Consider the following 11,248-nt stretch of genomic DNA (forward strand, 5'->3'; position numbering starts at 1 on the left):
TTTTCGCGGTTATGGCTAAATGGTATTTCTCTTACCTTGTTATTAGTATAAAATCACCCCCCCAATCTTTTAATAATTAACTAATTGAGTGCTGTATTTTGCAATTTAGAAAAGATATAAATGGACTTAGAGCTATTGCAGTTATAGCTGTTGTGCTATTTCATTTTAATGAGTCTTGGATGCCTGGTGGTTTCGCAGGAGTAGACGTGTTTTTTGTTATTTCAGGATTTTTAATGACTGGAATAATATTTAGAGGAATAGAACAAGAAAACTTTTCTATTTTAAAATTTTATGTTGCCCGCGCAAATAGAATAATTCCTGCATTAGCTGTTCTCTGTTTAGTTTTATTAGTATTCGGTTGGTTTTACCTTACTCCACTTGATTATCAAGCAGTAGGCAAGCACGTAGCTAGTAGTATGGTATTTTTATCTAATATTATTTTGTGGAGAGAGTCAGGTTATTTTGATGCTGCATCGCACGAAAAATGGTTGTTACATACTTGGTCTTTATCTGTTGAATGGCAGTTTTATATAATATATCCATTAGTACTTGTTGTGATGAGAAAGTTTATATCAATAAAAGCAATGAAAAATACTGTTCTACTCGGAACAATATTGGGCTTTATTTTCTGTATTCTTGTTACTTACATATGGCCTAAGCCGTCATACTTTTTATTACCTACCAGAGCGTGGGAAATGATGATAGGAGGTGTCGCATATCTTTATCCTATAACTATAAAAGAAGAAAGAAAAAAACTATTAGAATGGCTTGGTTTAGCGTTAATTATTACTTCTTATTTTTTCATATCTAAAGATAACCCTTGGCCTGGTTATTTAGCTATATTTCCTGTTTTTGGGGCGTATTTAATAATTCAAGCGCAACGTAATAATAGCTTTATTACTAGCAATATAATATTTCAAAAGTTAGGAGCATGGTCTTACTCTATCTATCTATGGCACTGGCCGTTAGTTGTTGCTATATACTATTTTTCATTAAATGAAATATATATTTATCTTGGTATTGCACTGTCAGTATTTCTTGGTTTTTTGAGTAATAAATATATTGAAAAAATTAAGTTTAGAAATAATTTTGGTAATTTATTTTCTTATTTAAAATGTAAACCTGCCTATATGGTTGTTATTGTTGGTGTAATAGGAAGCCTTGTATTAAAAACTGTTGGTTTCGAAAATCACTATCCTAAAAATGTGATTATAGCGTCTAAAGAAGAAATGAATATGAATCCCCGTAGGGATGAATGTCATATTACTACAGGAAAAGTCCCGGAATGCATTTATGGTAGTGGAAAATTAGGTGTAATTGTTATTGGTGATAGTCACGCTCAAAGTATCGTTAGAAGTGTAGAAAAAGCACTAGACAATAGAAGCGTAATGGATTGGACTATGGCCGGTTGTAGAACTATTGAAGGGATTTATCATATTCACAACAAAGAAGTACCTGATTATTCTTGTGGTGATTTTATATCGTATGCGTTAAGAGAAATAGCTAACTACCCTCAAATACCAATCATTATCGATAACCGTTATAATATATTACTTTTAGGACCTAATGAACCAGAACTTCAAGCAAGGAGTATGGCTGTAAAAGAGATGATCCTTGCTAGCAAAGACATAAAATCTCGTAATAGTCACTATCACAATGTAATGAATAGTGCGTTTATTCAAACTATTTGTAAGCTCTCAGAAAAGAACCCTGTATTTATATTAGAACAAACACCTGAATTAAAGCATCACGTCCCGAAAACTATGTCAAAGGAGTTTCTTGAAGGAAATAATGATTTTAGAGTAAAAATTTCAATTAATGAATACACTGAACGTAACCATCTTTTTAACTCTCTTATCTTGGAATTAGAATCAAAATGTAAAGTAACTAGAATTCCTGTTAAAGATAGTTTATGTGAGAAAGACTACTGTTATGGCGATGTTGATGGAAGACCACTTTACTTTGATGATGACCATTTAAGTGAGTTTGGGGCATCGAAATTAATCCCAATATTTAAAAGTATTATTACACCAAAGCTACCATAAAGGTTAGTTTGTTGATCACATCAAACCAAACTTTCAGTGAATGGGGTAGTATATTCGGCGATAACATGATGACAGTTGCGGCTATCGATAGACTTGTTCACCACAGTGACATCTATAAAATCGAAGGTGAAAGCTACCGTAAAAAACAAGCAATAAAATTAAATTCAAATACCGGCCAAGTTAGTTGACGTCTAATAGTAATTAAAGTTTGAAAAGGTATAATTTAAAAAACGTACTTATTTATGGAATATATATGAAATGCATAATAGTGTTTATTATTAGTTTACTAACAATTTCTTGTGGTGATTCAGGTACACCTATTAATGGAGATTCATCTACTGATGTTGATTCAAGTGTAAAAGCTTACTTATCAGATAATGGTATAACAATTATTGCGTCTGAGTTATCGGAAGTTGGTGATACAGAGGTTATTAATGAGCATATCTATACTATTGTTGATAACAGCAAACTTCGCAGCATGCTTTATTATGAAGAAGATGTTTCTTATGCCGTAACCACAAAGGTAACGGATATGAGTGGAATATTTCGAAATGTGGATTTCAACTCAGATATTAGCTCATGGGACACGTCAAATGTTACTGACATGAGTTCTATGTTTGTCCTTTCCGAGTTCAATCAAGATATTAGTTCATGGGATACCTCAAATGTTACTGACATGAGCAATATGTTTGAAGGTTCATTATTCAATCAAGATATTAGTTCATGGGATACCTCAAATGTTACTGACATGAGTTATATGTTTGAAGATTCATTATTCAATCAAGATATGAGTTTATGGGACACATCAAATATTACTAACATGAGCAATATGTTTGAAGATTCATTATTCAATCAAGATATTAGTTCATGGGATACCTCAAATGTTACTGACATGAGCAATATGTTTGAAGGTTCATTATTCAATCAAGATATTAGTTCATGGGATACCTCAAATGTTACTGACATGAGTTATATGTTTTCCAATTCAATATTCAATCAAAATATTGATTCATGGGACACATCAAATATTACTAACATGAGCAATATGTTTGAAGATTCATTATTCAATCAAGATATTAGTTCATGGGATACCTCAAATGTTACTGACATGAGCAATATGTTTGAAAGTTCATTATTCAATCAAAATATTGGTTCATGGGATACCTCAAATGTTACTAATATAAGTTCTATATTTTCCAATTCACAATTCAATCGAGATATTGGTCTGTGGGATACATCAAAAGTTATTCGTATGAGGTATGTTTTTTCTTTTTCTAAATTCAATCAAGATATTAGTTTGTGGGATACCTCAAGTGTAGTTTATATGGAAAACATGTTTTATAACTCATTATTCAATCGAAATATCAACTCATGGGATGTGTCAAACGTGACAGATATGCGTTTTATGTTTGCCAACTCACAATTTAATCAAGATATTTATATGTGGGATATTTCAAAAGTAGTGCTTATGAAAGCCATGTTTTTAGAGTCTGTATTTAATAAGCCCATAGGTATATGGGATACATCAGGGGTAAGGGAAATGCATGCTATGTTTAGGTCTTCACAATTCAATCAAGATATTAGTTTATGGGATGTATCACGTGTTTCTACTTACAGTGGCTTTAGTCTATATTCACCTTTAGAAGATAGGTATAATCCATTTTTTCAGTAGTTTCTTTATACTTTTGAATGAAGTGGTCAAGTGAAATTGGCCACTGTTTTAGAGTTTAACCGGTAATCCCCCATTTTTAATGGAGATCAGAAGTAGGTGCTTTTAGATGTCCGCTTTTAATATTACTCTAACTTTTATAAAGTTCTTTTCTGGATTTACAGGCTTGAATTATATATTTATATAAGAATATAGGATAATCTTTTAATAATCGTTTACGTACATGCTGATGCATAATAGCTCTTTGTAACCATCGTAAACCTAAATGTTTTACTATAGGGAAATAATAATCAGCTTTTATTGATGTTTGGGTGATAAAACCGCCACATGTGAAACCAATAAATGGCGTAACTAGCATTTTCTTACATTGTACTAAAAAGTCTTCCTGTCTAGGGTAACCCATACCGCAAATTACTATATTTGGTGCTATTTTATTTAACTCTTTAAAAATAGCGTTAATACTATTTTCATCTGTAAAAAAACCAGAGTAACAATGAAATTTTAATTCAGGATATTTAATGGTTAATTTCTCTTTAAAAATTAAAGCCTCTTGCTCTGAACCTCCAACAAAAGCGATAGTTTTCTGTTCTTTTTGGGCATGTGACAATACTTCTCCAGCGAGCGAGCTAAAATCAAAACTAAGACGTTCTATTTTATCTTCACGAAAAAATATATTATGTAATCTAGTAAGTAGTAGACCATCGGAATATATAAGATCGAAATCTTTTCGATTTACATAATTCAAGAAGCTGTGAAAAGATATGGGGTTGACAAAAGTAATCAGATTAGTTTTTTTTACATTATTTAATGTGTTGAATAAATCTATTTTTTTACTAAACATTGGTAATTCTCATTCTATTGATAAATGAGGAGAGTCGATTAAAGCTATTTGTTTGATCAAGTGCGAGTAACTCAAAAAGTTGATAGGTTTTAACTTGATTAGTCTGTAAAAAACACTTTGCATTTTCAATGTTTTTAACATACTCAGTTTCTTGATGTTCAGAAATAAACAAGCCAAAATTAGCTAATTGATCAATTGAGTATGTACTTATTAATAGCTGAACAATCCCTACATTAGCATTGGTAACAATACATGAATTGGTTGCTAGCGATTCAGCAAGTACTAAAGAATAACTTTCGCTATCGGATGGTAAGAAAATAATGTCGGCATTATGATATTTTTTATAGACCATAGCATAATCCAAAATTTGTTCTCGACCATAGATAAACTCGATTGTACTATCTTGTTTTAAAGCAGTGGAAAACCTGTCACCTTTGTCGAAACGGGTCGGGTCGTGGGCAAATAATACTTTGGTTGTATTCTGGTTTTGTATCTTTGCAGTATCTTTTTTTATTGGAAAACGTTTTTGATCAACTCCTAAATATGATAAACGCTCAAAATCTACTTTTGCAAGTGATACGCCTTGATAACTTGAAAGGCATACTACCTTAGAGCTGAATAAATAAGGAACTTTATACCACCAAGAGAAATGCCTTAAATATTCTTTTATTTTAATATGACGAAAATGCTTCATACAATATTTTAAGCCTAAAATATGTTCATGTTCGTGAAATAAAAATATAATTTTTACACCTTTGAATTTATATCTTATAAGTAATGGTAAAAATAGCCAGTACGTAATCGCATGATTTACAATAATTATATCATCACTTTGAGGTAAACTTCCTTTGAGTTTTTTATATGAGTGGAGCAACGAAGAAAAATTAGAATTATCTAGAGTAATAATATTAGTAAACTCGAATTTTTCAGCGATTTGTTGTCCTAAATCGTTAATGATTGAAGACCATGCAGCATCAGATTTCTTTTGTTTGTAAGTAAAAATAATTTTAGACATTGGATAATAACCTCGACTTGATTCTTCTATAACTTGCTAATATTGGAGACCCATCAAGTAGGTTAACAATTTTATTTTTTAAATAAAAAATAGGAAAATAACCAAGTAAAATAACAGTATAGGTATAATTATTACTAGAATAAAAGATACATATTCTATCTAGATAAGATTGTAAGCCTTTTTGGCAACTAATACCTCCTAAGTCACAGTTTGCGACAGTAAAACCTAATTTTTCAAACCTACTTTGAGGACTATTAAATAGCCGCCATGTTAGATCGAAATCTGCACTAATCTTGTAGTTTAAGTTGTATTTTTTAATGCTTTTTAATGCACTTGTGGAGTAAAATATAGCTTGATGAGAAAAACAATTATGTTTTAAAAAGTTACTTTTCTTTTGCATATTTGCAATAAATGCAAAGGACTTTTTATTATTTAGATAAAAATCCGCATCACCGTAATAGGTAACCATTTCATCAATATTAAGTGATAAATAAAGTGTTAATGCTTGTTCAGTAAAGTAATCACCTGAGTTCATGAAAATAGTGTGTAAGCCGGTGCTATATGAAATGCCTTTATTCATAGCATCATAAATACCTAAATCTTTTTCAGAAATAAGGGTTACTTTGAGAGTTGAGGTATTACAAACTTTTTTTATCTCCGGAGACTCACTCCCGTCTATAACGATGACTTCTAGATATTTCCCTGTAATTGATTTTAGTGTTTTCTTTACTTCTGATGGGTTGTTGAAGCAAACAATAATTATACTTAATTTAATCAAGCTTTCTCTCTTTTATTTACATATAGACACAATAGTATTAACGAGGCATATCCATATATCATGACATAGGGACGTTGTAATAACAGTACAATCATACCTAAATGTATAATAGATATTCTCCTTCGTTTACTGAATAATACTTTAATGGATAACAAAGTTAATACGGCGTAATAGGGGAGGGATAAAAGCCCTAAAGTAACGAAAGGATACAGAGGGTTCTCCCCAAATTTTCCATAATTTTCTATACAATACATTGGATAGAGTAAACAGTCAGAATCTAATCCGTACAAATAATGCATTTTTTGTGTTAATAATATTGCATTGTAAAATAGTTCTGAGCGATTATCGCCGGCTAATTTTCCATTAGTGAGCTCAAACCTTGAAATAAATACGGCTTGAAAATAAGGGTTATCCCATAGCATAATTATTAATAAAAATATTGTAACTAAGCCTAAAGCAATAATTATTAATTTTTTATATAAGCGTGCTTTAAAAGCGACAAAGTATATTATTATAAATAATATATGAGCTAAACTTAAAGTAATTAGACCAAGTAACAATAGTAACCACGTTTTTTTCTTATCTAAACATAATACCTCTCGGCAATAACAAGTAGCACAAATAACAAAGGATAGAGCTCCTGGCTCATCAAATATCCCCGAAGGACGAATGATATTTCCAATAGTGAAATTAGTGAACGTAGTTAGATAAAGAAATGATGTTCTACCATCAGGGTTTGTTATATTAAATAACGGTTCTCCACCTAGGAGAGCATATATAAACCCTAAACAGGAAAAAACAACGATCATTAATAATATGTTGCTTAAAGTCTCCACCATATATAACCTATCTGCAAATGTTGTTTGCGAAAGACAGATCAGAGCTACAACAAAGTACAACCCCAGAAAACTGAGTTTTGCTTCAGTCCAATATAGACCGAACATAAAAGAAAGAAAAATTACTATTAAGCTAAGATATACTTCATTTGCCTGTATTGTTATTGGTTTACGTCTTAGAAAAAGCAAACTAATTCCAATAAATGACAATATAAGATAGATTATATTTCCTTTTAAAGTTACTAAGCTGCTAACTACAGGGGCAAGCGCTAGTAGAATAGATAGGGTGATCAATAAGGCATAACTAGGCATATTATGTATTAATCTTTTTGAACCTGTTGGTATAATTTGATATACCTATTCGCAACGATATCGCTGTCAAAAGTTGTCAAAACTTTATCTCTTGCATTTGAGCATAATTCACTATATTTTTTGTTGTCTATAACCCACTCAATACCATTTGCTAAGTCTTTTGTATCATATGGCTTTGCTAAATAGCCATCTTTTTTATGGCTTATTAAGTCTGAGTTACCACCAATATCAAAACTAACTACCGGTGTACCACAAGCTAGACTTTCCATAATAGCATTTGATAAATTCTCTTGTAAGGACGGGACTATCATTACATCGACAGCACTATAAAGAGTTATCAAACTAATATCATCAGATAAGTTGCCAGTATAATGAACGTTACATCCCAAACTCTGTGGTTTTAATGGTGTGCTAGCACCAAAAATTACAAACTCAATATCTGTTCTATTTATTAAATTTAAGGCTTGAGTTAATTCATTAAAGCCTTTCCTTGGATCACTTGTTGCCCCCATTGCGCCAAACAGAATCAATTTTTTAGTTGCAGGTAAAGACCACAGGTTTCTTGCGTTTAACTTCTCACATGGTTTAAATACTTTAGTGTTAATTGGATTAGGTAAGTTTAAAACTTCTTGATTAAGGAAAACGTCACTTTTTCTAGCGCAATCTTGAAGCCACTTACTTAAGCCTATAATGGTCATGTTTCTTATTTTAGAAAATGTTTTTTGTTTTCGGTTTAATATATAAAAGTTTAATTTATTCTGGTACTTACTGGATAAAGGTTCTTGATAATGCCATCCCCCACTTAACGGCCACATATCATGTAAACTCCAAACAATTGGTGCTTTGATTTTTGATAGGTCCTCAATCCTGAGCATTCCGTCGTTTATCCAATGCAGATGAACTATATCGGGTTGTAATTGATTTATTTTATTGATTATATTTCTTGAAGGTAGCCAAGCAACACTAAATAAGGTTTTTGTTTTATTTTTAAAAAAACGAAAAGGGATAGAGTCAAGTGTAGGTCTTAATGTATTCAATATTTTAATTAATTTTGAATCGGGTCCAATAACAGTATAGTCGTCACTAACTTTACATTGTACAAGCATCTGACTATCTATGTTTTGATTTAATAATGCTTTATGCAGACGGTATGCTGCTCGAGCAGCGCCTCCATTGATGTCAGATGTATTTACTATAACTATTTTCATATGTGTTTTATATATTAAATTATATCGTTAATTATGACCCTTAATTTACGTCAAAGGTTAACTTTATGAATTACTCAAATTGAGCTTTCCATTTATTAATATTATCTTCGGGTAGCTTAATATCAGCTCTAATTTCTTGATTTATTAAGGCATCCAAATCATCGATCTGAGTTCTGTCTATTACTTCTAAATTAAAATCACGTGATTTTTCTAATGCTCTATTATCGATGCCAATAATAACCGTACGTACTTTTAATTGTAATGCTCTAATCCCTGCATGTAGACGAGTTCCTATATAATCGACATCAGGTTGACAGAGTGCGTTATTTAAACTCTCAAGGTTAGGGTTTAGTATACTAACATCACGACTAAATGATGAATAAATAGATTGTAAATATTGTATGTCACCACTTCCTTGGGGCCAAAAATATACTGTCGAATAGTTTTTTAATAAGGTATTGACCAGTTTTATGTCTTTTTCAGGTACTTGGTTATAATCCGTTAGTGTTAAAACAACTGTATCACCCTTCATTGTTTTTATTTGGCTACAATGCTCTGGGGTTAAATTCCACATAGTTGCACAACTAGTGTTCAATACATTTTTTATCCCCATTTTTAATAATTGGTTTTTAGTATATTCATCACGTACTGAATGAATCATATCTTTGTGAAGCACTTTATTCCAAACTTTCCTAGTATAGTAGTTTGGAGTGTTTTGATATTGCCACCAACCAACTCCCATCAAAATAGAATTATTTAAATAATTTATGTCTGATAGTCGAAATTTCCATTGCTGATACTTTAATAAATTTGATGATAAGAGATTAGTACCACCTACTAAAGAGTATTCGGACGCTCTTAATAATCGACGTCCTTCTTTACCAATATAATCATGTGTCGGCAATGTGATAATTTGTTTTGTTGGTACTATTTTATCCACCTGTTCTCTAACAGCATCCATAATAATAAAGTCACCAACATTTTCCGTTGCGATACTGGTATCAAATAGAGTAACTAATTTCACTTAATGGAACCTTATATAATAAATTTAAAATTGAGAGCGCTAATACGCTAATATAATCGGACTGTTTGTAGTAATGTTTCAGTATTTTTAGGGCAATACTAATTACTTTAATATCAAGTCCGTTAAATTACTGCTCGCCTGTACTGGTTAAAATAAGTAAATTCTGCGTTGTTCTCAATCGCAATAATCAGCTATTGCTCAACCAAGCACCTTGTCTTTAAATATTTTTCTTACGCACAGCTAGACCAGAAATTATTGGGATTGGTATAACTTGTTTATTTTTCGAAAAGGCAATAGTAAAGCTTTACTCTGAATTTGGAAAGTCATAAATAATTTTTTATGTGTGAGATTAAATAGATAAGAGGCTGTAAATTGAGCTATTAATGTTGAAATAGCAGCACCTTGTATGCCGTATTTGGGGATAAATATATAATTTAGAACTATATTCACGGTTGCTCCGATAATAGCTCGGTAGAATAAGAACTTTTGTAAGTTTTCAGCAATGAACCATTTAGTACTTGCTAAACCTAAGAAAATAAAAATACCAGTCCAAATATGAATAACTAAAACTCCAGCAGAGGCATTAAATTTAACACCGTAAAGAAAGGTAATAAGATCTTCTGCTAGAAAAGTTATAGGTAACGCTATTACTATCGCCAACCAAGCCATTAAATCATATAATTTCTGTAAACGTTGTTTATATAATATATCTGAATTTTTTTTTGCATTTAAAATTGCAGGGAAAATAGACGCAGATATTACCATAGGAATAAAATACCACGCTTCACTAATTCTGACTGCTGCGGCATACTGCCCTACATCTTCAGAAGTAAGTAAAAGTTTAATCATTACTTGATCAATATTCATATATAAAGAGACAACAAGCCCACTTAGTATTAGAGGCCAACTGTTTTTTAACAGAACAATCATGTATTTTGCACTATATGCCCAGTGAAAAATTGATAGATTGTTTTTATAGTAAAATAGAATTAAGCCGCAACTTAAAACAAAACTATCAAATAAAAATACATAAGCAAATGCTTCTAAAGGGGCCTTCAGAAGGATTAAAGATATTTTGATTAATGAAGACAATAATAAACTAATTATATTGCTATAAACGACAAACCTACTAAGTACCTGACTTTGAAAATAAAAGTCTATTACATTAAAACTCTGAAAAATTGTCGTACAAGCAATAATGAAAACTAGAGTCGTTGTTTGATAGTCATTTATATTAAAAATTAATGATACGCCTATCATGATTAAAACCAATGTAGCACCTAATAACTTAAGAATAAAAGCGGTTCCTAATACTTTATCTCTTCGTTTTGGGTTGTTCACTAGTTCTTTAATAACAATGCCGTCTAGACCTAAAGTGGCGATAGCTAAAAATAAACCAACAAAACTTTGCGCATAGCTAAACAAACCAAAATCTTCTGGTCCTAAATATCTTGCAACCCATATTCCTATGATAAGCGCTACAAACATTCTTAATATTTTTTCACCAAGGAGCCATGAAG

Annotated in this window: 9 protein-coding genes and 1 pseudogene; 3 read left to right on the plus strand and 7 right to left on the minus strand. The window is 31.2% G+C overall.

Annotated features, from left to right (window positions below):
- The first annotated feature begins 98 nt into the window (after positions 1 to 98).
- The 3 genes and pseudogenes from KO502_RS01520 to KO502_RS01530 all read left to right on the plus strand — a co-directional run bounded on the left by KO502_RS01520 (position 99) and on the right by KO502_RS01530 (position 3,717).
- Positions 99 to 2,045, plus strand: a complete 1,947-nt coding sequence (locus KO502_RS01520) for an acyltransferase family protein (protein ID WP_216020785.1) — start codon at positions 99 to 101, stop codon at positions 2,043 to 2,045.
- 5 nt (positions 2,046 to 2,050) lie between these two features.
- A pseudogene (locus KO502_RS01525) lies at positions 2,051 to 2,233 on the plus strand (ATP-binding protein); the annotation flags it as partial.
- Between the two features lie 65 nt (positions 2,234 to 2,298).
- The gene (locus tag KO502_RS01530) at positions 2,299 to 3,717 is read left to right on the plus strand and encodes a BspA family leucine-rich repeat surface protein (protein WP_216020786.1); all 1,419 of its coding nucleotides are present in this window, start codon (positions 2,299 to 2,301) and stop codon (positions 3,715 to 3,717) included.
- A 127-nt stretch (positions 3,718 to 3,844) separates the two neighbouring features.
- On the opposite strand, the gene KO502_RS01535 is transcribed toward KO502_RS01530, so the two are convergent.
- The 7 genes from KO502_RS01535 to KO502_RS01565 form a co-directional block, all read right to left on the minus strand.
- Positions 3,845 to 4,555 (minus strand): WecB/TagA/CpsF family glycosyltransferase, encoded by a 711-nt coding sequence (locus KO502_RS01535; RefSeq protein ID WP_216020787.1) that lies wholly within the window; start codon positions 4,553 to 4,555, stop codon positions 3,845 to 3,847.
- Positions 4,548 to 5,570: a hypothetical protein gene (locus KO502_RS01540; RefSeq protein ID WP_216020788.1), complete on the minus strand. Its 1,023-nt coding sequence runs from the start codon at positions 5,568 to 5,570 to the stop codon at positions 4,548 to 4,550. Before KO502_RS01540 ends, KO502_RS01535 begins: the two co-directional genes overlap by 8 nt.
- Positions 5,563 to 6,348 carry a glycosyltransferase gene (locus KO502_RS01545; protein WP_216020789.1) on the minus strand — a complete coding sequence of 262 codons (786 nt, stop codon included), beginning with the start codon at positions 6,346 to 6,348 and terminating at the stop codon, positions 5,563 to 5,565. Before KO502_RS01545 ends, KO502_RS01540 begins: the two co-directional genes overlap by 8 nt.
- Positions 6,345 to 7,496 carry a hypothetical protein gene (locus KO502_RS01550; RefSeq protein WP_216020790.1) on the minus strand — a complete coding sequence of 384 codons (1,152 nt, stop codon included), beginning with the start codon at positions 7,494 to 7,496 and terminating at the stop codon, positions 6,345 to 6,347. Before KO502_RS01550 ends, KO502_RS01545 begins: the two co-directional genes overlap by 4 nt.
- Before the next feature lie 8 nt (positions 7,497 to 7,504).
- Positions 7,505 to 8,704, minus strand: a complete 1,200-nt coding sequence (locus KO502_RS01555) for a glycosyltransferase family 4 protein (protein ID WP_216020791.1) — start codon at positions 8,702 to 8,704, stop codon at positions 7,505 to 7,507.
- 70 nt (positions 8,705 to 8,774) lie between these two features.
- Positions 8,775 to 9,728, minus strand: a complete 954-nt coding sequence (locus tag KO502_RS01560) for a polysaccharide pyruvyl transferase family protein (RefSeq protein ID WP_216020792.1) — start codon at positions 9,726 to 9,728, stop codon at positions 8,775 to 8,777.
- Between the two features lie 252 nt (positions 9,729 to 9,980).
- On the minus strand, positions 9,981 to 11,248 hold a 1,268-nt coding region (locus tag KO502_RS01565; RefSeq protein ID WP_216020793.1), incomplete at its 5' end, for a flippase.

It is taken from the genome of Colwellia sp. E2M01 (genome assembly GCF_018860585.1).
GTDB lineage: Bacteria > Pseudomonadota > Gammaproteobacteria > Enterobacterales > Alteromonadaceae > Colwellia.